The sequence below is a fragment of the Micromonospora sp. URMC 105 genome, assembly GCF_051386295.1.
In the GTDB taxonomy this organism is placed as follows: Bacteria; Actinomycetota; Actinomycetes; order Mycobacteriales; family Micromonosporaceae; genus Micromonospora.
The window spans coordinates 1-20,433 of record NZ_JBPQTL010000053.1; the positions used below are offsets into that span (position 1 = coordinate 1).

The 20,433-nt window shown below is 73.5% G+C and carries 20 protein-coding genes; 13 read left to right on the forward strand and 7 right to left on the reverse strand.

The window, feature by feature from the left end; genetic code table 11:
* Positions 1-102: 102 nt before the first annotated feature.
* A complete protein-coding gene (locus tag ACSNN7_RS17960) occupies positions 103-2,259 on the reverse strand; it encodes an elongation factor G-like protein EF-G2 (protein ID WP_436681964.1) in 2,157 nt (718 codons plus the stop codon).
* 253 nt (positions 2,260-2,512) lie between these two features.
* On the opposite strand from ACSNN7_RS17960, the gene pgsA reads away from it, so the two are divergent.
* From pgsA to pdxT, 6 genes are all read left to right on the forward strand, one after another.
* Complete coding sequence (gene pgsA / locus ACSNN7_RS17965) at positions 2,513-3,133, forward strand: phosphatidylinositol phosphate synthase (RefSeq protein ID WP_436681965.1); 621 nt, start codon at positions 2,513-2,515, stop codon at positions 3,131-3,133.
* A complete protein-coding gene (locus ACSNN7_RS17970; protein WP_436681966.1) occupies positions 3,130-4,068 on the forward strand; it encodes a phosphatidylinositol mannoside acyltransferase in 939 nt (312 codons plus the stop codon). Before pgsA ends, ACSNN7_RS17970 begins: the two co-directional genes overlap by 4 nt.
* A 16-nt stretch (positions 4,069-4,084) precedes the next feature.
* Positions 4,085-5,254 carry a glycosyltransferase family 4 protein gene (locus tag ACSNN7_RS17975; protein WP_436681967.1) on the forward strand — a complete coding sequence of 390 codons (1,170 nt, stop codon included), beginning with the start codon at positions 4,085-4,087 and terminating at the stop codon, positions 5,252-5,254.
* A gap of 17 nt (positions 5,255-5,271) precedes the next feature.
* Positions 5,272-5,766: a hypothetical protein gene (locus ACSNN7_RS17980; protein WP_436681968.1), complete on the forward strand. Its 495-nt coding sequence runs from the start codon at positions 5,272-5,274 to the stop codon at positions 5,764-5,766.
* 186 nt (positions 5,767-5,952) lie between these two features.
* Positions 5,953-6,870, forward strand: a complete 918-nt coding sequence (gene pdxS, locus ACSNN7_RS17985) for a pyridoxal 5'-phosphate synthase lyase subunit PdxS (RefSeq protein ID WP_436681969.1) — start codon at positions 5,953-5,955, stop codon at positions 6,868-6,870.
* Between the two features lie 89 nt (positions 6,871-6,959).
* Positions 6,960-7,568 (forward strand): pyridoxal 5'-phosphate synthase glutaminase subunit PdxT, encoded by a 609-nt coding sequence (gene pdxT, locus ACSNN7_RS17990; RefSeq protein WP_436681970.1) that lies wholly within the window; start codon positions 6,960-6,962, stop codon positions 7,566-7,568.
* Between the two features lie 42 nt (positions 7,569-7,610).
* Here pdxT and ACSNN7_RS17995 read toward each other — a convergent pair whose 3' ends face one another.
* On the reverse strand, positions 7,611-8,462 hold the full coding sequence (locus ACSNN7_RS17995; RefSeq protein ID WP_436681971.1) for a helix-turn-helix transcriptional regulator: 852 nt from the start codon (positions 8,460-8,462) through the stop codon (positions 7,611-7,613).
* A 104-nt stretch (positions 8,463-8,566) separates the two neighbouring features.
* Between ACSNN7_RS17995 and ACSNN7_RS18000 the strand changes: the two genes are divergently transcribed.
* From ACSNN7_RS18000 to ACSNN7_RS18020, 5 genes are all read left to right on the forward strand, one after another.
* On the forward strand, positions 8,567-9,226 hold the full coding sequence (locus ACSNN7_RS18000; RefSeq protein ID WP_436681972.1) for an NADPH-dependent FMN reductase: 660 nt from the start codon (positions 8,567-8,569) through the stop codon (positions 9,224-9,226).
* 2 nt (positions 9,227-9,228) lie between these two features.
* Entirely contained in the window at positions 9,229-9,525 is a 297-nt protein-coding gene (locus tag ACSNN7_RS18005; RefSeq protein WP_436681973.1) for a hypothetical protein, read from the forward strand.
* A 231-nt stretch (positions 9,526-9,756) separates the two neighbouring features.
* Positions 9,757-10,509, forward strand: coding sequence for a YebC/PmpR family DNA-binding transcriptional regulator (locus ACSNN7_RS18010; RefSeq protein ID WP_334453101.1), 753 nt, complete (start codon positions 9,757-9,759; stop codon positions 10,507-10,509).
* Positions 10,510-10,513: 4 nt separating this feature from the next.
* Positions 10,514-11,128, forward strand: coding sequence for a DUF402 domain-containing protein (locus ACSNN7_RS18015; RefSeq protein ID WP_436681974.1), 615 nt, complete (start codon positions 10,514-10,516; stop codon positions 11,126-11,128).
* A 67-nt stretch (positions 11,129-11,195) separates the two neighbouring features.
* Complete coding sequence (locus ACSNN7_RS18020) at positions 11,196-11,759, forward strand: GNAT family N-acetyltransferase (protein WP_436681975.1); 564 nt, start codon at positions 11,196-11,198, stop codon at positions 11,757-11,759.
* Between the two features lie 49 nt (positions 11,760-11,808).
* Here ACSNN7_RS18020 and ACSNN7_RS18025 read toward each other — a convergent pair whose 3' ends face one another.
* The 3 genes from ACSNN7_RS18025 to ACSNN7_RS18035 all read right to left on the reverse strand — a co-directional run bounded on the left by ACSNN7_RS18025 (position 11,809) and on the right by ACSNN7_RS18035 (position 13,899).
* Positions 11,809-12,759, reverse strand: coding sequence for a permease prefix domain 1-containing protein (locus ACSNN7_RS18025; RefSeq protein ID WP_436681976.1), 951 nt, complete (start codon positions 12,757-12,759; stop codon positions 11,809-11,811).
* Positions 12,756-13,097, reverse strand: a complete 342-nt coding sequence (locus ACSNN7_RS18030) for a PadR family transcriptional regulator (protein ID WP_334453090.1) — start codon at positions 13,095-13,097, stop codon at positions 12,756-12,758. The genes ACSNN7_RS18025 and ACSNN7_RS18030 overlap by 4 nt, the downstream gene beginning before the upstream one ends.
* Before the next feature lie 118 nt (positions 13,098-13,215).
* Positions 13,216-13,899 carry a hypothetical protein gene (locus tag ACSNN7_RS18035; RefSeq protein ID WP_436681977.1) on the reverse strand — a complete coding sequence of 228 codons (684 nt, stop codon included), beginning with the start codon at positions 13,897-13,899 and terminating at the stop codon, positions 13,216-13,218.
* A 174-nt stretch (positions 13,900-14,073) separates the two neighbouring features.
* Here ACSNN7_RS18035 and ACSNN7_RS18040 point away from each other — a divergent pair, with 174 nt between their 5' ends.
* Positions 14,074-15,543 (forward strand): protein kinase domain-containing protein, encoded by a 1,470-nt coding sequence (locus ACSNN7_RS18040; protein ID WP_436681978.1) that lies wholly within the window; start codon positions 14,074-14,076, stop codon positions 15,541-15,543.
* Here the strand turns inward: ACSNN7_RS18040 and ACSNN7_RS18045 are convergent.
* Together ACSNN7_RS18045 and ACSNN7_RS18050 are read right to left on the reverse strand one after the other, a co-directional pair.
* The gene (locus tag ACSNN7_RS18045) at positions 15,540-16,028 is read right to left on the reverse strand and encodes a hypothetical protein (RefSeq protein ID WP_436681979.1); all 489 of its coding nucleotides are present in this window, start codon (positions 16,026-16,028) and stop codon (positions 15,540-15,542) included. The two genes, ACSNN7_RS18040 and ACSNN7_RS18045, sit on opposite strands and share 4 nt — an antisense overlap.
* Complete coding sequence (locus ACSNN7_RS18050) at positions 16,021-16,560, reverse strand: RNA polymerase sigma factor (protein ID WP_436681980.1); 540 nt, start codon at positions 16,558-16,560, stop codon at positions 16,021-16,023. The genes ACSNN7_RS18045 and ACSNN7_RS18050 overlap by 8 nt, the downstream gene beginning before the upstream one ends.
* Before the next feature lie 340 nt (positions 16,561-16,900).
* Between ACSNN7_RS18050 and dnaE the strand changes: the two genes are divergently transcribed.
* Positions 16,901-20,431, forward strand: a complete 3,531-nt coding sequence (dnaE, locus tag ACSNN7_RS18055) for a DNA polymerase III subunit alpha (protein ID WP_436681981.1) — start codon at positions 16,901-16,903, stop codon at positions 20,429-20,431.
* Positions 20,432-20,433: the final 2 nt, after the last annotated feature.

Here is a 20,433-nt window from a genome sequence, read left to right on the forward strand (position 1 = left end):
CCCCCCTACCCGCCCCAAGATCCGCGCACTTACAGAGAAAGCGTGGCCATTCCGCGAGGAATAGCCACGCTTTCTCTGAGACTGCGGGGGAGGGGTGAAGGGTTAGGGGGTGTGTTCCTTGCGGGCCTGTTCGGCGAGGTGGGCGGGCATGGGCTCGTAGCGGGCGAACTCGCGGCGGAACGTGCCGGTGCCGTGGGTCATCGAGCGCAGCTCGACCGCGTACCGGAGCAGCTCGGTGGCGGGCACCTCGGCGCGGATCACGGTGCGGCCCTCGGCGTCCGGGTCCGGCTCGGTGCCGAGCACCCGGCCGCGCCGGCCGGACAGGTCGCCCAGCACCGGGCCGACGGAGCCGTCGGGCACCCGGATCGCCACCTCGTCCACCGGCTCCAGCAGCGCCGGCTGACCCTGCTCCGCGGCGTCGCGCAGCGCGAGCGCGCCGGCGGTCTGGAAGGCCGCGTCGGAGGAGTCGACGCTGTGCGCCTTGCCGTCGACCAGGGTCACCCGCAGGTCCACCACCTTGTGGCCGGCGACCAGGCCGCGTTCCATCTGCGCCCGGACGCCCTTCTCCACGGACGGGATGTAGTTGTGCGGGACAGCCCCGCCGACCACCCGGTCGACGAACTCGAAGCCGGCGCCGCGCGGCAGCGGCTCCACCTCGATGTCGCAGACGGCGTACTGGCCGTGGCCGCCGGACTGCTTGACGTGCCGGCCGTGGCCCCGGCTGCCGACGGTCAGCGTCTCGCGCAGCGGCACCCGCACCGGTTCGGTCTCCAGCTCCACGCCGCCGCTGCGCAGCCGATCGAGCACCACGTCGGCGTGCGCCTCGCCCATGCACCAGAGCACCAGCTGGTGGGTCTCCGGGTTGCGTTCCAGCCGCAGCGTCGGGTCGCCGGCGACCAGCCGGCTCAGGTTGCGGGCGAGGGCGTCCTCGTCGGCCCGGCTCTTCGCCACGATCGCCACCGGCAGCAGCGGCTCGGGCATCGCCCAGGGGGCGACGAGCAGCGGGTCCTCCTTGGCGGAGATGGTGTCGCCGGTCTCCGCGCTGCCCGACTTGGTGATCGCGCAGAGGTCGCCCGCCACGCAGACGGGCACCTCGCGCAGCGCCGCGCCGAGCGGGGTGTAGACGTGCCCGACCCGCTCGTCGGCGTCGTGGTCGGGGTGCCCGCGCTCGGCCATGCCGTGCCCGGAGACGTGCACCACCTGGTCGGGGCGGAGCGTGCCGGAGAAGACCCGCACCAGCGAGACCCGGCCGACGTGCCGGTCGACGGTCGTCTTGACCACCTCGGCCACCAGCGGGCCGTCCGGGTCGCAGCTCATCGGCGGCCGGGGCGAGCCGTCCACCCCGGTGACCGCGGGGACCTCGTGCTCCAGCGGGGACGGGAAGGCGGCGACGAGGCCGTCCAGCAGCGCGTCCAGGCCGACACCGGTCTCCGCGCAGACCGGCACCACCGGGTAGAAGTGGCCGCGGGCGACCGCCTTCTCCAGGTCGGTGATGAGCACCTCGGTGTCGATCTCCTCGCCGCCGAGGTAGCGGTCCATCAGGGTCTCGTCCTCGCTCTCGGCGATGACCCCCTCGATCAGCTCGTTGCGGGACTCCAGGATCGCCGGCAGGTGCTCCGGGTCCGGCTCGCGCACGGCGGCGGGCAGTCCGGCCGAGTAGTCGAAGACCCGGCGGGTGATCAACCCCATGAGGCCGGCCACCGACTCGCCGTCGTCACCGAGCATCGGCAGGTAGAGCGGGATGACGTTGTCGCCGAAGACGCGCTGGCACAGCGCCACCGCCTCGTCGAAGTCGGCGCGCGGGTGGTCCAGCCGGGACACCGCGACGGCCCGCGGCATGTCCACCGCGGCGCACTCCTCCCAGAGGGCGGCGGTGGCCATGTCCATGCCGTCGGCCGCGGAGACCACGAACAGCGCCGCGTCGGCGGCCCGCAGGCCGGCCCGCAGCTCGCCGACGAAGTCGCCGTACCCGGGGGTGTCCAGGAGGTTGACCTTGACGCCCTGGTGCATCAGCGGCGCGCAGGCCAGGCTGACCGAGCGCTGCTGGCGTACCGCCGCGGGGTCGTGGTCGCAGACGGTGGTGCCGTCGGTGACGCTGCCGGCGCGGCTGATCGTGCCGCTGGCCGCGAGCAGCGCCTCGACCAGGGTCGTCTTGCCCGCCCCGGAGTGCCCGACGAGCACCACGTTGCGAACCCTGCCGGGCTCGGTCACCACCGGCGCCGCGCCGGTGACACCCTTCTCCTGGTTCTTCTGCGCCATCGCGGCGCACCTCCCTCAGCCGTGGTTGGTGGCGACCGCCGCGCGCGACGGGGAAGCGGGCCCGGGCGGGTGCCGCGGCGATATCCTCCGGTGCTCTCCTGGACGACGGGTAATCAGACGGGTGGGTCGGTGAGCTGGCTCACCTCCCACACCCGATCTCACACCCGTTGCCGGGGAGACACAAGCCTCCGCCACGCGGGTCGGACGACCGGCTGTGTCGCCGACCGCTCCCGGCCGTTATCGTGGGACCGCCATGGCGAAGATCTTCCAAGTGACGGCCCGCGCGGGGATGACCCGTGTCGTGGAGCCGGTCGCGCGCGGCCTGCTCCGCGCCGGCGTGTCCCCCAACGCGGTCACCGTGACCGGCACCCTCGGCGTGCTCGTCGGCGCTCTCGGCTTCGGCGCCCGGGGTGACCTGGTCGCCGGCGCCCTCATCGTGACGGTCTTCGCGCTCACCGACCTGCTCGACGGGACGATGGCCCGGATGAGCGGCGGCTCCACCCGCTTCGGGGCGTTCCTCGACTCGAGCATGGACCGGATCGCCGACAGCGCCGTCTTCGGCGCGGTCGCCTACTGGCTGGCCACCGAGCATGACTACTCGGGGGTGGCCGCGGCGCTGCTCTGCCTGGCCGCCGGCGGGCTGGTCTCCTACGTCAAGGCCCGCGCCGAGGGGCTCGGCATGACCTGCAACGTGGGCATCGCCGAGCGCACCGAGCGGCTGCTGATCGTCGGCGTGGGCGGGCTGCTCACCGGGCTCGGCGTCGACCACGCCCTGGAGATCGCCCTCTGGCTGCTCGCCGCCGTCTCGATCTTCACGGTGGGGCAGCGCATGGCGCACGTGTACAAGCAGGCCCAGCTGGTCGGCCGGGAGTGAACCTCACGGAGCTCGGCTACCTCGCCGGGTGGCGCGCGGCCCGCGTGCTGCCCCGGCCCGTCGTGGCCGCGGCCTTCCGGGCGGGCGCCGACCGCGCCCACCGCGCGGGCGGCGGGGGTACGGCCCGGCTGCGCGCCAACCTGCGCCGGGTGGTCGGCCCCGACCTGCCCGAGGCCGAGCTGGACGCGCTGGTGCGGCGCGCCCTGCGCTCGTACGCCCGGTACTGGATGGAGGCGTTCCGCCTGCCGGCGCTGAGCCGTACCGAGATCCTCGCCGGGTTCCGGCTGGACCCGGCCGGGGCGCAGCGGCTCGCCGACGACGTGGCCACCGGCCGGGGCGCGGTGGTCGCCCTGCCGCACGCCGGCAACTGGGACGCCGCGGGCGCCTGGGTCGCCGCCACCGGATGGCCGATCACCACGGTCGCCGAACGGCTCAAGCCCGAGGCGGTCTACGAGCGGTTCCTCGCCTTCCGCCAGGGCCTGGGCATGGAGATCCTGCCCACCCACGGCGGCGACCGGCCCGTCTTCGACGTACTGGTGGACCGGGTACGCGCCGGCACGGTGGTGCCGCTGCTGGCCGACCGGGACCTCTCCGCGCGCGGCGTGGAGGTGGAGTTCTTCGGCGGCCGGACCCGGATGCCGGCCGGCCCCGCGCTGCTGGCGGTCCGCACCGGCGCCCCGCTCTACGTGGCCTCGATGTGGTACGAACCGGACGCGGCGTGCGCCTCGATCGAGGGCCCGCTGCCCCTGCCGGACCCGGACTCGGCACCCCTGGACCAGCGGGTCCGGCTGTTGACCCAGCGCATTGCCGACGGTCTCGCGGCGGGCATCGCGCGGCATCCGGAAGACTGGCACATGCTGCAGCGGATGTGGCTGGACCAGAAGAGCACGGGCAGCGGCGCGACAACAGCCACGCCGGTCACCGGCCAGGCCTGACGGGAAGGGCGCCTACGTGCGGATCGGCATCGTGTGCCCGTACTCCTTCGACGTACCCGGCGGGGTGCAGAACCACGTCATGGATCTCGCCGAGGCGCTGATCGGACTCGGTCACGAGGTGAGCGTGCTGGCCCCGGCCGACGAGGAGTCGCCGCTGCCGCCGTACGTGGTCTCGGCCGGGCGGGCGGTGCCGCTGCCGTACAACGGGTCGGTGGCCCGGATCGCCTTCGGCCCGGTCTCCACCGCCCGGGTGCGCCGCTGGATCACCCGGGGCGACTTCGACGTGCTGCACGTGCACGAGCCGCTGACCCTGAGCCTGTCGATGCTCGCGGTGCTCTCCGCGCGCGGGCCGGTGGTGGCGACCTTCCACACCGCGATGACCCGGTCCCGGGTGCTCGCCGCCGCGCAGGGCGTGCTGCAGATCGTGCTGGAGCGGATCACCGCCCGGATCGCGGTCAGCGCCCTGGCCCGCAAGGTCCAGGTCGAGCACATGGACGGCGGCGCGACGGAGATCCCCAACGGGGTGGCGGTGGCGAAGTTCGCCGGCGTGGAGCCGCTGCCCGGCTGGCCGGGGGAGTGCGCGCCGGGCACCGGCGGCACGCTCGGCTTCCTCGGCCGCTTCACCGAGGCCCGCAAGGGGTTCCCGATCCTGCGCGACGCCTTCGTGGCGCTGGCACCGCACCGGCCCGGCCTACGGCTGCTGGTGGCCGGCCCCGGCGACCCGGACGACCTGTTCGGGCGGTTCCCGGCCGAACTGCGCGACCGGGTGACCTTCCTCGGCATGGTGCCCGAGCAGGAGAAGGCCCGGATGCTGCGCAGCGTGCACCTCTACGTCGCGCCGAACACCGGCGGGGAGTCGTTCGGGATGATCCTCACCGAGGCGCTGGCCGCGGGCACCACGGTGGTCGCCAGCGACCTGGACGCGTTCCGCCGGGTGCTCGACGGCGGCCGGGCCGGCCGGCTCTTCCCCACCGGGGACGCGGCGGCGCTGCGTACCGCCCTGGCCGACCTGCTCGACGACCCGCAGGGCCGGGCCGCGCTGACCGCCTGCGGCGACCAGGTGGTGGCGCACTACGACTGGCCGGTGATCGCCCGCCGGGTGCTGGAGGTCTACGCGGCGGCCATCGAGGCCACCGACGGCCGGGTCATCGACCAGGAATGGGTGGGGCTGGGCGGGGCGGTGTGAGCACTACGATGCCGCACATGTGGTGGGTGGTGGGCGCGACGGTGGCGCTCGCCCTGGTCGCGGCGTACCTGATCTGGACGGCCGGCCGGGTCGAGCGGCTGCAGTCCCGGGCGGAGTCCGCGGCCCGGGCCCTCGACGCGCACCTGCTGCGCCGGGCGGCCGCCGCCGCGGTGCTGGCCGAGCGGCGCTTCGGCGTCGAGCTGTACGCGGCGGCCCGGATCGCGCTGGACGCCCCGCCGGAGGAGCGGGAGGCCGCCGAGAACGACCTCACCCGGCAGTTGCGGGCGGTACGGCTGGACCCGGCCGACCCGGTCTGCGAGTCGGTGATCGCCGCCAGCCGGCGGCTGGCCCTGGCCCGGCAGGTGCACACCGACCTGGTCCGCGACGCCCGGTCCGCGCGCAGCCGCCCGCTGGTGCGGCTGTGCCGGATGGGGCGCCGGCACCCGTGGCCCCGCTACTTCGACATCGACGATCCGACGCTCGTGGTCGCCGCCGAGGCTCCCGCGACCTGACCGTCGGCTTTCGGCGGCGGTGTGCCCGATCGCCCGGTTTTCCCTGGTCCGGGCGGGTGGCCGAGCCCGGGTGACGACGGCCACAGTGCAGGCCACCCGGGGGCTGATTGGCTGTCGGACGGGCGTTGATCCGGCCGTAGCATCAGTCGCAAGCCACCCCCGAGCACGTCCGAGGAGCGATAACCCGTGCCCGAAACCACTCCCCAGAACGCCAACACCACCTCTGTCGTCGGCACCGCCCGCGTCAAGCGCGGCATGGCCGAGATGCTCAAGGGCGGCGTGATCATGGACGTGGTCACCCCCGAGCAGGCCAAGATCGCCGAGGACGCCGGCGCCGTCGCCGTGATGGCGCTGGAGCGCGTGCCCGCCGACATCCGCGCCCAGGGCGGCGTGTCCCGGATGAGCGACCCGGACATGATCGACGGCATCATCAACGCCGTCTCCATCCCGGTCATGGCCAAGGCCCGGATCGGCCACTTCGTCGAGGCGCAGATCCTGCAGTCCCTCGGCGTCGACTACGTCGACGAGTCCGAGGTGCTGACCCCGGCCGACTACGCCAACCACATCGACAAGTGGGCCTTCACCGTCCCCTTCGTCTGTGGTGCCACCAACCTCGGTGAGGCGCTGCGCCGGATCACCGAGGGTGCGGCGATGATCCGCTCCAAGGGCGAGGCCGGCACCGGCGACGTCTCCAACGCCACCATGCACATGCGCAAGATCCGGCAGGAGATCGCCCGGCTCCGCTCGCTGCCGGCCGACGAGCTGTTCGTCGCCGCCAAGGAGCTGCAGGCTCCGTACGAGCTGGTCAAGGAGGTCGCCGAGACCGGCAAGCTGCCGGTGGTGCTCTTCACCGCCGGTGGTATCGCCACCCCGGCCGACGCCGCGATGATGATGCAGCTCGGCGCCGAGGGCGTCTTCGTCGGCTCCGGCATCTTCAAGTCCGGCAACCCGGCCCAGCGCGCCGCCGCGATCGTCAAGGCCACCACCTTCCACGACGACCCGGACGTGCTGGCTAAGGTCTCGCGCGGCCTCGGCGAGGCGATGGTCGGCATCAACGTCGACGAGATCCCGCAGCCGCATCGCCTGGCCGAGCGCGGTTGGTGAACGGATTCCGGCACACGCCGGGACCGGAAACGCACGGCGGGCCGGTGCGCCGGCCCGCCGTCGCGCAGGAACCACCAAGGAGCGATCACATGAGCGACGCGCCCGTCATCGGTGTGCTCGCCCTGCAGGGAGACGTCCGCGAGCACGTCGCGGCCCTGGCCGGGGCCGGCGCGGACGCCCGCCCGGTACGCCGTGCACAGGAGCTGGACGCGGTCGACGGGCTGGTCATTCCCGGCGGCGAGTCCACCACGATCAGCAAACTGACCGACATCTTCGAGCTGCGCGAGCCGATCGACAAGCGGATCGCCGGCGGCATGCCGGTCTACGGATCCTGCGCCGGCATGATCATGCTGGCGGCCGAGGTCCTGGACGGCCGGCCCGACCAGCGCGGCTTCGCCGGCATCGACATGACCGTGCGCCGCAACGCCTTCGGCCGGCAGGTCGACTCGTTCGAGGCGCCGGTGGAGATCACCGGCGTGCCGGGCGAGCCGTTCCACGCGGTCTTCATCCGGGCGCCGTGGGTGGAGCGGGTCGGCGACGGCGTCGAGGTGCTCGGCACGGTCACCCAGGGCCCCACGGCCGGGCGGATCGTGGCGGTCCGGCAGGGAAATCTGCTGGCCACCTCGTTCCACCCCGAGCTGACCGGCGACCTGCGCGTGCACGCGTACTTCGTGGAGCTGGTGCGGGCCGCCCGCTGACCGGTCCCGCCGGACGGCCGACGGTCCTCCGGCCTTCGCACTTCAGCCGGCCACCGACCGCAGGTGCCCGGGCAGGCGGCCCTGCAGCCGGTCCAGCCCGGCCGCCGTCGCCGCGTCGGCGGGCAGGTGGACGACGAGACGCTGGTGGTCGCTGTCGGCGAACTCCAGCGTCTCGTACGTCAGCCGCAGCAGCCCCACCTCCGGATGCCGCAGGCCCCGCACGCCGGTGACCGGCGCGGTCACCGGCCGCCGCTGCCACCGCTGCGTGAAGGGCGCGCCGACCGTGCGGGCGAGCCGCTCGGCGAAGTCGTCGGTGGCGCGGTCGCCCTGGCGCAGCCGGTGCAGCTCGGCGACCTGGTGGTCGGCCAGCTGCGCCCAGTCCGGAAAGTGGTCGCGGGCGCGCTCGTCGGACAGCACGAACCACACCAGGTTGGGGCGGTCACCGTCGAGCAGGCCCAGGGGGCGGGCCAGCCGGTCGAACGGATCGTTCCAGGCCAGCACGTCGCCGAGCCGGTTGAGCACGTACGCGGGGGAGTCCCGCAGCGCGTCGAGCACCGCGCGGACGGTCGGGCGGACCGTGCGGGAGACCGTCGGCCGTTCGCCGGGGCACAGGCTGCGACTGTGGTTGGTTGCCGCCAGCTGCCGCAGGTGCTCGCGGTCGGCGTCGTCGAGCCGCAGGGCGTCGGCGAGCGCGGCGAGGATCTCGGGCGACGGCCGGGTGTCGCGGCCCTGTTCCAGGCGGGTCAGGTACTCGATGCTGACCTGGGCGAGGGTTGCCAGTTCGGCCCGGCGCAGCCCGGGCGTGCGCCGTCGGGCGCCGGTGGCGAGGCCGACCTGGGCCGGTTGCACGGCCTCCCGGCGGCTGCGCAGGAACGCGCCCAACTCCCCGTCCATCACCGAGCCAGTCTGACAGCGCCTCGGGAACCGTGGGTGGCCCTGCCGGGGCCACCCTCGCGGCGGCCTCCCCACGCAGACGGATCGGTCGCAGGCTCAGCGGCATGGACAACACACAGACAGCGGGGCCGCTCCGGATCGGCCTGATCGTGGGAAGCACCCGTCCCGGCCGGCGCGGCGCGGCGGTCGCCGGGTGGGTCGGCGAGGTGGCGGCGCGGCACGACGCGGTGCGCGCCGGCACCGCCGTCGTGGAGGTGCTGGACCTGGCGGAGCAGGACCTGCCGCTGCTCGACGAGCCGGTGCCGGCGATGTTCGGCGACTACCGCAATCCGCACACCCGTCGCTGGTCCGCCGCGGTCGCGGCCTGCGACGCGTTCGTGTTCGTGACGCCGGAGTACAACCACTCCGTCCCCGCCGCGGTGAAGAACGCCGTCGACTACCTCTTCGTCGAGTGGAACGGCAAGCCGGCCGGGGTGCTCAGCTACGGCGTGCAGGGCGGCACCCGGGCCGGCGAGCACCTGCGGCAGATCCTGGCCGAGGTCCGGGCGGTCGTCGTGCCCGCGGTGGCCTGCCTGACCGTCTTCACCGACTTCGACTTCTCCGGGTCGGATCCGGGCGACCCGACGGCACCGGGGCGGATCGCGCCGGCCGCCGGGCGGGCGGCCGACGTGTCGGCGATGCTGACGGAGATCGTCAGCCGGGCGCGCGAGCCGCGTTCGAGCGACCCGGTGGCGGCACACGGCAGCCCGGAGCGGACCCGGTGAGCATGGAGGCACTCCTCATCCGCCAGCGGGTCCGCGCCGAGCACCTGTCGGAGCACCTGCTCCTGCTCCGGGCCGTGCACGAGGAGGTGGCCCGGGTCCGGCCCGCCGGGCTGCGGTACGTGACGCTCCAGCTGGACGACGAGCGGACTTTCGTGGACATCGCCATGGCACCCGAGCTGCCGGGGCCGTTGCCGGGGCTGGAGTCGTTCCGCCGCTACCGGCCCGGGCTGGAGAACCGGTGCGAGGAGCGGTCCACGTCCGGGTTCACCGTGCTGGGGTCGTACGGCTTCCGATCCTGACCGGGCCAGCCCTTTTGCCCCGTCCGTCCCGTTCCGGGCGGGCGGGGCGCCCGGCGGCGCGCGGCGCGGTGACAGCGGGCCGCCGGGCGTCGGTAGGATTGCCGAGATTCGGCAGGGCCATCTGCCCGCCACGGCTTCCACCAGGGCTGACCGGCACCTCCGCGTGCGCCGGCGGGAGCGGGGCGCGTGCGGTGCGGTCGATGCGACGGCGGGTAGCAACGGAGGTAACAGATGTCCGGCCACTCAAAGTGGGCGACGACCAAGCACAAGAAGGCGGTCATCGACGCCAAGCGCGGCAAGATGTTCGCCAAGCTGATCAAGAACGTCGAGGTCGCGGCGCGGACCGGCGGTGGCGACCCGGCCGGTAACCCGACGCTCTACGACGCCATTCAGAAGGCCAAGAAGAACTCGGTACCGAACGACAACATCGACCGCGCGGTCAAGCGGGGCTCCGGCCTGGAGGCCGGCGGCGCCGACTGGCAGACGATCATGTACGAGGGCTACGGCCCGAACGGCGTGGCGATGCTCATCGAGTGCCTGACCGACAACCGCAACCGGGCCGCCACCGAGGTCCGCACGGCGCTGACCCGCAACGGCGGGTCGCTCGCCGACGCCGGCTCGGTGTCGTACATGTTCTCCCGCAAGGGCGTGGTGATCGTCCCCAAGGCCGGCACCACCGAGGACGACATCATGATGGCCGTCCTCGACGCGGGCGCCGAGGAGGTCAACGACCTCGGTGAGGCGTACGAGGTGGTCTCCGAGCCGACCGACCTGATCGGGGTCCGCACCGCCCTGCAGGACGCCGGCATCGAGTACGAGTCGGCCGAGTCCTCCCTGATCCCCAGCGTCAACGTGCCGCTGGACGAGGACGGGGCGCGCAAGGTCTTCAAGCTGATCGACGTCCTCGAGGACTGCGACGACGTGCAGAACGTCTACGCCAACTTCGACGTCTCCGACGACGTCATGGCCGCGGTGGACGCCTGATCCGGTGACCGGGCAGCACTTCCCGCCGGGCGACGTGGTCGTCCGGCGGGAGATCCTGCGCGGCGAGGTCTGGTTCGGCTGTCCGACCATCTGCGTCGAGGACTCCGCCGACCTGCTCGCGCTCTACCTGCCGCCGGGGGCCGAGTTCGGCTTCCCGGAACTCGGCTCCTTCCCGTGCGGCCGTCACCCCTGGCAGACCGCCGGGCACACCGCCTGGTCGGGTCACGGCAAGCTGATGCTCCAGCGCCCGGGCGAGGCGCACTCGGTGGACGTCTTCTGGACGGGCGAGGACCGCGCCTTCGCCGGCTGGTACTTCAACCTCCAGGACCCGTTCCGGCGTACCCCCGTCGGGGTGGACACCCTCGACCACGAGCTGGACCTGTGGTGGCCGGCGGGCGCCGACCGGTACGTCTGGAAGGACGTCGAGATGTTCGCCCAGCGCCTCACCGAGGGGCGCTACCCGGGCATGGCGGACGCAATCCGCGCGGAGGGGGACCGGATCGCCGCCCTGCTGGACGCCGGCCGGCGGTGGTGGGACGAGGGCTGGGCGCACTGGCGGCCGGACCCTGCCTGGACGGTGCCGAGGCTGCCGGCCGGCTGGGACACCGTCGCCTGCTGACCCGTCCCGGCGGCCGCGCGGCGTAACCCGGCTGACCGGCCGCCCGGTCCCGCCGTAGCCTGCCGGGATGCTGGTCCCCGAACTCCCACTCCGCACCGACCGCCTCGACCTGCGGCTCTTCACCGCCGACGACTTGGCCGCCCTGCACGACTACCAGTCCCGGGCCGACGTCACCCGCTACCTCTACTTCGGCCCGAACGACGAGGCCGCCAGCCGGGAAACGTTGGCCCGCAAGCGCGCCCGGGTGGCGCTGCGGGCCGAGGGTGACGTGCTGAACCTGGCGCTGGTGCTGCGGCAGACCGGCGCCGTGATCGGCGACGTGCTGCTGATCTGGACGAGCGTCACGCACCGGCAGGGCGAGATCGGGTACGTCCTGCATCCCGACCACACCGGTCACGGGTACGCCACCGAGGCGGCCCGGGAGATGCTGCGGCTCGGCTTCGACGGGCTGGGCCTGCACCGGATCGTCGGCCGGCTGGACGCCCGCAACACCGCCTCGGCCCGGGTGCTGGAGCGGCTCGGCATGCGCCGGGAGGCGCTCCTGCGGCAGAACGAGTGGGTCAAGGGGGAGTGGACCGACGAGGCGGTGTACGCCCTGCTGGCCCGTGAGTGGCGGGCGGGCCCGCGCTGAACGGCACCCGGTCCGGCGCCGGGAGTGCGCGCCGGACCGGGTGGGCTGCTCAGGCGTGGCGGCGGCGGGCCTTCACCGCGCTGTCGACGATGTCCCAGAGCGTGATCGCGGCGATGACCACGACCGAGGCCGTCGCGACGCTGCCGAGGTGGTCGCCCTCCCGCAGCCAGGCGAACCGGGCGACCAGCTCCGGGTTGAGCAGCCGGTCGGTGAGCAGCAGCCAGGCGACCGGTACGGCGAAGGCCAGGTCGAGCACGACGTTGACCGCCACCAGCGGCCAGGTCCAGCGCCGGGCGCGGTACTTCGCGAGCTCCAGTGCCAGGCCGGCGACGAGCACCGCCGCCAGCAGCGGCAGCCAGGAGCGCCAGAGCGCCGGGTCGAGCAGGGGGATGCGCTCGCCGTCGGTGCCGGTGACCCAGGGCTGGAAGTGCTGCCAGGGCAGGAACGCGAGGGTGAGCAGCAGCATCGCCACCGCCGCGCAGGTGTCGGTGAGCCGCACGTCCCGCTCCACCGGGCCCTCGGGGAGCTGGTCGACGGTCCAGTCCGGCAGGTTCAGCGAGGTGTCGGTCCGTTCCAGTACGGCGAAGCAGAGGGTCACCCAGAAGGCGATCTGCACCGCCGTCTGGAGGGCGGCGCTGATGCCGGCGCCGATGGCCGGGCCGGGTTCGCCGTCCACCGTCGCCTTGATCACCCCGACCGTCACGCCGACGATGGCCGGCACGACGGCGAGCAGCCCCTTCAGCAGCCGCTGCCAGACCAGGTAGTAGGTGGGTCCGATGAGCTGGAGCCGGCGGTCGGCGTACCGGGCGGCGAGCCGTTCCGGGTGGCCCATCTCGGTCAGCACCTCGCGCTCGGCCGTGGCGGCGTCCTGCCCGGTGGCGGTGCGGCCGTCGATCATGTCCTCGATGGAGGTGCGCAGCTCGGTGGCGATCTCCGCCCGGCGGGGCGCGGGCACGGCCCGCAGGGTGGCGGCGACGTAGCGGTCGGTCAGGGAATTCATCGGTCCACTCCTTCGATCAGCCCGGCGACGGAGGTCTGCACGGCGGCGAGGTCGTCGAGGAGCCGGCGCAGCACGGCCTCGCCCTCCTCGCTGGTGCGGTAGAACTTGCGCGGGCGGCTCTCCTCGGTGTTCCACTCGCTGGTCAGCAGCCCCTGCTCCTCCAAGCGGCGCAGCAGGGGATAGAGCGTGTTCGCGTCGACCGGGAAGCCGTGCCCGGCCAGTCGTTGCAGCAGCGCGTAGCCGTAGTCGGGGTGCCGCAGGGCGACCAGGCTCGCCACCACCACCGTGCCGCGGCGCAACTCCTGGAGATGGGTCCGCAGGATCTCCTCGCTCACCATGGGTCACACCATACTGTGTGGCACACACTGTTGTCCACGGCGATATTGTCGTGCTGAAGCGAAACGATGCGAACGAGGGGCGCCGGCGCGGTGCCGGCGCCCCTCGTCCCGGGCGGTTTCAGCAGGAGCGGCCCTGCCGGAACCCCCGCTCGACGAAGTCCGCGCGCCCCACCTCGAACCAGCCGACGCCCGCGCGGATCGGGTGCCCGGTGAACAGCTCCACCCGGCTGCCGAACCGGACCAGGTACGCCGTGTCGTCGCCGGCGTCGTTGCGGATCAGCTCACCGCGCGGGCCGTAGATCTCCTCCAGCTCGGCGAAGAACATGCCGACGCTCGCCCCGGCGGGCGAGCGGGGCGGGGCGGTGGCGGTGCCGATAGCGACCAGCCGCCCGTGGCGGAAGGCGAGAATGATCTTCCCCGCCCACTCGCCGGTGACGCCGGTGTGGACCACGCCCGGGCAGCCGTCGGCCGTCCAGTCGATCAGGCCGGCCGCCGACAGCCGGGCCAGGCTCGCGCCGATCCGGAACGGGCCGGCGCCCCGGACACTGAGCAGCTCGACCGGGCCGGCGGCCTGGTGCGCCGCCACCTCGGCCGGGTGGCGCCGGTCGCTGAGGGAACCGGGGGCGACGGCACCGGCCGCGGGAAGGCCGGCGGCGGATCGCGCCCCGGCGGCAACGGGTACGGCTGCGGTGCCGGACGGCGCCTCGGTGGCGGGTCGCGCGGCGGCCGGACCGGCCAGGGCGGGCACGACGGCCCCGAGGGCCAGCGCGCCGGCGAGGAGGGCGGACGAGAGACGGTTCATGACGAGCTCCTTGTCGGTGGTGCGGGTCTGTCACCCTGTTCGTCTCCGCGCCGGCCACATCGGTTCGTCGGGTTTCCGACCGGCCCGTCAGCCGGTCGGTCCCGGCCGCGGCGGTCCCGCCATCCGGCTGCGCCGGTTACCGTCGCAGCGGGGACTGGCGACGGGGGTGGAGCGATGCGCACTCCGGCCCGGATCGGGCCCTACCGCATCGAGCGGCTGCTCGGCGCGGGCTCGTTCGCGACCGTGTGGCTGGGCCACGACCCGGTCCTGGACTCCCACGTGGCGATCAAGGTGCTCGCCGAGAACTGGAGCCACGACCTGCGGGTGCGGGAACGGTTCCTGGACGAGGCGCGGCTGCTGCGGCGGCTCGACCATCCCCGGCTGATCCGGGTGCACGCCGTGGGCGAACTGCCCGACGGCCGCCCGTACGCGGTGCTGGCCTGGGCCGACGGCGGCAGTCTGCGGGACCGGCTGGCCACCGGCCCGCTGCCGGTGGCGGAGGCGCTGACGCTGCTCGGGGAGATCGCCGCCGGGGTCGCGGTCCTGCACCGGCACCGGGTGGTGCACCGCGACCTCACCCCCGGCAACGTCCTCTTCGCCTCCGGTCCGACCGCCGAGCGGGTCCTCGTCGCCGACCTGGGGCTGGCCAAGGCCCTGGCCGCCGCGTCCGGGCTGACCGCCCGTGCCGGGACGCCCGGCTACATGGCCCCCGAGCAGGACGACCCACTGGCCGTGGTGGACACCCGCAGCGACGTGTTCGGGCTGGGGCGGCTCGGGCTGCGGCTGCTCGCCGACCCCGACGGAGGTCCCGGCCCGGCACCGCGGTGGCGGCCGGGTGTCCCGGCCGCCGTGCCGGCGGTGCTGCGCCGGGCCACCGCCGTCCGCCCCGCCGACCGCTACCTGGACGCCGACGCCTTCCGGGCGGCCCTGCGCCGCGCCGCCTCCCCGGCCGACGCGGACGACCGGTATCCGTCCGACCCCGCGCCGCCTGCCGGGCCCCGGGCAGATTCGGCAGAAGGCGTGGAACACCGGGCCGACCCGCCGTCCACCGACAGCACGGCACCGGCCACCCGGTCGCGCCGAGGGCCGGCCCGCCTCGTCGGCCGGGCCGGCGCGGGCGCCCTGGCGCTCGTAGCGCTGGGCGCCCTGGCCGGTGACGCCGGCCGGCCCGGTCCCGGCGGCACCCGCGCGACCAGCGGGCCGCTCAGCGTCGCGCTGCCGGCCGGGTGGCGGGCGACCGGCACCGGCTGGGCCGGGCAGTACGGCGACGACGGCAGGCTGGAGCCGGCGCTGATCGTCGCGGCCGACCCGGATCGCTGGGCGGCCGACCCGGGCGTGCCGGGGGCCTTCGTCGGCCTCTCCGCCGACGCCGCCCGGCGTACCACGCCGGAGGGCTTCGTCGCCGAGCGCCCGCACGCGGACTGCGTGGCCGCCCCGCTGCGGCGTAGCCGGCAGGCGGGCGTCGACTGGGTGGTGGCCCGGTACGCCTGCCCGGCCGGCCGGCCGGTGCTCGTCGAGGCGGCCGGGCTCGCCGCCGGCCGGGACGCCCTGCTCTACGTGCAGATCGCCCCGCCACCCGGCGGCGGCACGGAGTTCGTCGACGCGCTGCTGGCCGGGGTACGGGTCCGCGCCACGGGCGACTAGACCACCACCACCGCGACGGTGTGGGACTCACCGCCCTGCGGGATGGTCACGCCGACCGTGCCGGCGCGCAGGAACCGGATGTCCACCACCCCGGCCTCGTAGTTGCGCGAGACCAGGTCCTCCCGGTCCACGCTCACCTCGCCCGGGCCGATGCCCTTGATGCGCAGCACCCCGCCGGCGGCCAGGCAGAGCGACTTCAGCAGCGCCACCTCGGTCTCGGCGAGGTCCAGGTCGTAGCGGACCGGGCCGAGGCACGCGCTCGACCGCGGGGACGGCGACGGGGTGCGCGTACCCCGGCTCCGGGTCGGTGCGGGCGGGACCGGGACGGGCGGTCGCGGCGTGGCGGCGAGCGTGGCCGGGCCGGGCGGTGCGGCCGGGCTCTGCCCGCAGGCCGCCACCGCCACCAGCACGCCCACGGCCACCGGCGCCGCCCACCGGCGGGCCGGTGCGGGTCCGGCGGCCCGGCCGGGCTCGGACTCAGTCACCGGACATCCGCTGCCGGACCTGCCGGCGGGCCAGGTGGACCCGGGACTTCGCCGTCCCCTCCGGCACGTCGAGCAGGGCGGCGATCTCGCGGTAGTTCAGCCCGAGCACGTCGCGCAGCGTCACCACCTCGGCGAGTTCGGGGCGCACCGCGTCCAGCGCGTCGAGCAGGTCCAGCCGGGTGCCGGCGACCACGCTGGTCCGGCGCGGGTCGGGCGGGTCGGGCAGCGGCACCCCGCCGGACTCGACCAGCCAGCGCCGGCGCAGCGCCCGGTACGTCGACCGGGCCCGGTTGGCGGTGAGCCGGTAGAGCCAGGTGTGGAACGACGACCGGCCCTCGAACCGGCCGATGCCCTGCGCCAGCGCGAGCAGGGCGTCCTGGCAGGCCTCCTCGGCGTCCTCCCGGTTGGGCAGGAACCGGGCGCACAGCCGCAGCACCTCCGGCCGTACCGCGACCAGCAGGGCGTGCAGAGCGTCCGGATCGCCGCGCGCGGCGGACCGGGCCAGGGCCTCGATGTCGTCTGCAGGGGACATGCCGGTCGTCCAATGCTCGCCGGAGCCGATTCCCGAGCGTACGGCCCCCGCCGCCGACGTGGGGCGCTCCGGTCCGGCAGCCGACTGCGCCACGCGTGGCGGTTCACCACCTGGCACAGCACCTGGCTGACCGACACCGGCGTCGGCCCGGTCTCGACGCTCCAGCAGGTCCACGGCGGCACGGGGGCTCCCGAGCCGGGCGGAGACCCGGTCCGGGGGCCGCCGCGGGGAGACGAGGACCACCCTCGGCGCGGACGGTGGAGCCGGGCAGATGACCTCGGTAGGGTAGGGCCCGGTCGTCTCCGACCACCCATGATTTCGACCCGGGGGGGCGCTCTGCATGGGCGATTCGTTCGCGCATCTGCACGTACACACCGAGTACTCGATGCTGGACGGGGCGGCCCGGCTCAAGGACCTCTTCGCCGAGGCCAACCGGCTCGGCATGCCGGCGGTGGCGATCACCGACCACGGCAACATGCACGGCGCGAACGACTTCTACAACCAGGCCATGGCCGCCGGCATCACCCCGATCCTGGGGGTCGAGGCGTACGTGGCGCCGGAGTCCCGCTTCCACAAGGCGCGGGTCAAGTGGGGCCGCCCGGAGCAGAAGAGCGACGACGTCTCCGGTAACGGCGCGATCACCCACAAGACCATGTGGGCCCGTAACGCCAAGGGCCTGAAGAACCTCTTCACCCTCAACTCGCGCGCCTCCATGGAGGGCCACTACGTGAAGTGGCCCCGGATGGACATGGAGCTGATCGCCGAGCACGCCGAGGGCATCATGGCGACCACCGGGTGCCCGTCCGGCGCGGTGCAGACCCGGCTGCGGCTGGGCCAGTTCGACGAGGCGCTCAAGGTCGCCGCGAGCTACCAGGACATCTTCGGCAAGGAGAACTACTTCCTGGAGATCATGGACCACGGCCTCTCCATCGAGCGCCGGGTCCGCGACGGGCTCACCGAGATCGCCCGCAAGCTCGACATCCCGCCGGTGGTCACCAACGACTCGCACTACACCCACGAGGCCCAGGCCACCGCGCACGACGTGCTGCTCTGCGTGCAGACCGGCAGCAACATCGACGACCCGAACCGGTTCCGGTTCGAGGGCGGCGGCTACTTCATCAAGTCCGCCGAGCAGATGCGCGCGGTCGACTCCTCCGAGCTGTGGCAGCAGGGCTGCCGCAACACGCTGCTGGTCGCCGAGAAGGTCGACCCGGCCGGCATGTTCGAGTTCCACAACCTGATGCCGCGCTTCCCGGTGCCCGAGGGGGAGACCGAGGAGTCCTGGTTCCGCAAGGAGACCTTCGCCGGCCTGGCCCGCCGCTACCCGAACGGGATCCCCGAGGGGCACGTCGTGCAGGCCGAGTACGAGCTGGGCGTCATCAACCAGATGGGCTTCCCGTCGTACTTCCTCGTGGTCGCCGACTTCATCCAGTGGGCGAAGAGCCAGGGCATCGCCGTCGGTCCGGGTCGTGGCTCGGCCGCCGGCTCGCTGGTCGCGTACGCCCTGGGCATCACCGACCTGGACCCGATCCCGCACGGCCTGATCTTCGAGCGGTTCCTCAACCCCGAGCGCGTCTCGATGCCGGATGTCGACATCGACTTCGACGAGCGCCGGCGCGGTGAGGTGATCAAGTACGTCACCGAGAAGTGGGGCGAGGACAAGGTCGCGCAGATCGCCACCTTCGGCACGATCAAGGCGAAGGCCGCGATCAAGGACTCGGCGCGGGTGCTCGGCTTCCCGTACGCGGTCGGCGACCGGATCACCAAGGCGATGCCGCCGGCGGTGATGGGCAAGGACATCCCGCTCACCGGCATCTTCGACCCGAAGCACCCCCGCTACGCGGAGGCCGGCGAGATCCGGGGCCTCTACGAGTCGGACCCGGACGTCCGCAAGGTGATCGACACCGCCAAGGGCATCGAGGGGCTGATCCGGCAGACCGGTGTGCACGCCGCGGGCGTGATCATGTCCGCCGAGCCGATCATCGAGCACATCCCGCTGATGCGCCGCGACGCCGACGGCGCGATCATCACCCAGTTCGACTACCCGACCTGTGAGTCGCTCGGGCTGTTGAAGATGGACTTCCTCGGCCTGCGCAACCTCACGATCATCGACGACGCGGTCAAGAACATCGAGCTCAACCACGGCGAGAAGCTCGACCTGCTGGCGCTGCCGCTGGACGACAAGGCCGCGTACGAGCTGCTGGCCCGAGGGGACACCCTCGGGGTGTTCCAGCTCGACGGCGGGCCGATGCGCTCGCTGCTGCGGATGATGAAGCCGGACAACTTCGAGGACATCTCCGCCGTCCTGGCGCTGTACCGGCCCGGCCCGATGGGCGTCGACTCGCACACCAACTACGCGCTGCGCAAGAACGGCCTCCAGGAGATCACCCCGATCCACCCGGAGCTGGAGGAGCCGCTGCGGGAGATCCTGGCCCCGACCTACGGCCTGATCGTCTACCAGGAGCAGGTGCAGCGCGCCGCGCAGATCCTCGCCGGCTACACGCTCGGCCAGGCCGACCTGCTGCGGCGGGCGATGGGCAAGAAGAAGAAGGAGATCCTCGACAAGGAGTTCATCCCCTTCCGGGACGGCTGCCGCGAGCGCGGCTACTCCGACGAGGCGATCCAGGCGGTGTGGGACGTCCTGGTCCCGTTCGCCGGGTACGCCTTCAACAAGGCGCACTCCGCCGCGTACGGGCTGGTCTCCTACTGGACGGCGTACCTGAAGGCGCACTACCCGGCCGAGTACATGGCGGGTCTGCTCACCTCGGTGGGCGACGACAAGGACAAGATGGCGCTCTACCTGTCCGAGTGCCGTCGGATGCGCATCCAGGTGCTGCCGCCGGACGTCAACACCTCGGCCGGGCCGTTCACCCCGGTCGGCAAGGACATCCGCTTCGGCCTGGCCGCGGTCCGCAACGTCGGCGCGAACGTGGTCGCCTCGATCATGCGGTGCCGCGAGGAGAAAAGCCAGTACGCCGACTTCTACGACTTCCTGTCGAAGGTCGACGCGGTGGTCTGCAACAAGAAGACCATCGAATCGCTGATCAAGGCCGGTGCGTTCGACTCGCTGGGGCACCCGCGCAAGGGCCTGCTCGCCGTGCACGCCGACGCCATCGACGCGTACGCCGACGTCAAGCGCAAGGAGGCGGTCGGCCAGTACGACCTGTTCGGCGCGGGGTTCGGCGACGCGGACACCGGCACCACCACGGTGATGCCGACCATCGGCGAGGGGGAGTGGGACAAGCGCGACAAGCTCGCCTTCGAACGCGAGATGCTCGGGCTCTACGTCTCCGACCACCCGCTCTTCGGCCTGGAGCACGTCCTCGGCGCGGCGGCGGACACCACGATCGCCGCGCTCGCCGAGGAGGGCGCGGTGCCCGACGGGGCGGTGGTCACCCTCGCCGGCATCCTCTCCGGCGTGCAGCGCCGGGTCACCAAGCAGGGCCGGGCCTGGGCTTCGGCCACCCTGGAGGACCTGGCCGGCGGGGTGGAGACGCTCTTCTTCCCGAACACCTACGAGGTGATCGGGCAGTACATCGCCGAGGACGCCATCGTGGTGGTCAAGGGCCGGGTGGACCGCCGCGACGACACGCCCAGGATCATGGCGATGGACATGTCGATGCCGGACGTCACCAGCAACCCGGCCAACAAGCCGGTCACCCTCACCATCCCGGTGCACCGCTGCACCCCGCCGCTGGTGGAACGGCTCAAGGAGACCCTGGTGCTGCACCCCGGCGACACCGAGGTGCACGTCAAGCTGCTCAACGGCGGCAAGACGACGACCCTGCGGCTGGGCCCGTTCCGGGTGGCGGCGACCACCGCGCTGATGGGCGACCTGAAGAGCGTGCTCGGCCCGGCCAACGTGAGCTGACC

Bases quoted from the DNA above. Each gene is read 5' to 3' on its own strand.
- ACSNN7_RS18035 (WP_436681977.1), bottom strand. From the start codon at position 13,899: ATGAACCGTCTCTCGTCCGCCCTCCTCGCCGGCGCGCTGGCCCTCGGG.
- ACSNN7_RS18000 (WP_436681972.1), top strand. From the start codon at position 8,567: ATGGACAACACACAGACAGCGGGGCCGCTCCGGATCGGCCTGATCGTG.
- ACSNN7_RS18005 (WP_436681973.1), top strand. From the start codon at position 9,229: ATGGAGGCACTCCTCATCCGCCAGCGGGTCCGCGCCGAGCACCTGTCG.
- dnaE (WP_436681981.1), top strand. From the start codon at position 16,901: ATGGGCGATTCGTTCGCGCATCTGCACGTACACACCGAGTACTCGATG.
- ACSNN7_RS18025 (WP_436681976.1), bottom strand. From the start codon at position 12,759: ATGAATTCCCTGACCGACCGCTACGTCGCCGCCACCCTGCGGGCCGTG.
- ACSNN7_RS17995 (WP_436681971.1), bottom strand. From the start codon at position 8,462: ATGGACGGGGAGTTGGGCGCGTTCCTGCGCAGCCGCCGGGAGGCCGTG.
- ACSNN7_RS17980 (WP_436681968.1), top strand. From the start codon at position 5,272: ATGTGGTGGGTGGTGGGCGCGACGGTGGCGCTCGCCCTGGTCGCGGCG.
- ACSNN7_RS18010 (WP_334453101.1), top strand. From the start codon at position 9,757: ATGTCCGGCCACTCAAAGTGGGCGACGACCAAGCACAAGAAGGCGGTC.
- ACSNN7_RS18020 (WP_436681975.1), top strand. From the start codon at position 11,196: ATGCTGGTCCCCGAACTCCCACTCCGCACCGACCGCCTCGACCTGCGG.
- ACSNN7_RS18050 (WP_436681980.1), bottom strand. From the start codon at position 16,560: ATGTCCCCTGCAGACGACATCGAGGCCCTGGCCCGGTCCGCCGCGCGC.
- ACSNN7_RS18030 (WP_334453090.1), bottom strand. From the start codon at position 13,097: ATGGTGAGCGAGGAGATCCTGCGGACCCATCTCCAGGAGTTGCGCCGC.
- ACSNN7_RS18040 (WP_436681978.1), top strand. From the start codon at position 14,074: ATGCGCACTCCGGCCCGGATCGGGCCCTACCGCATCGAGCGGCTGCTC.
- ACSNN7_RS17960 (WP_436681964.1), bottom strand. From the start codon at position 2,259: ATGGCGCAGAAGAACCAGGAGAAGGGTGTCACCGGCGCGGCGCCGGTG.
- pgsA (WP_436681965.1), top strand. From the start codon at position 2,513: ATGGCGAAGATCTTCCAAGTGACGGCCCGCGCGGGGATGACCCGTGTC.
- pdxT (WP_436681970.1), top strand. From the start codon at position 6,960: ATGAGCGACGCGCCCGTCATCGGTGTGCTCGCCCTGCAGGGAGACGTC.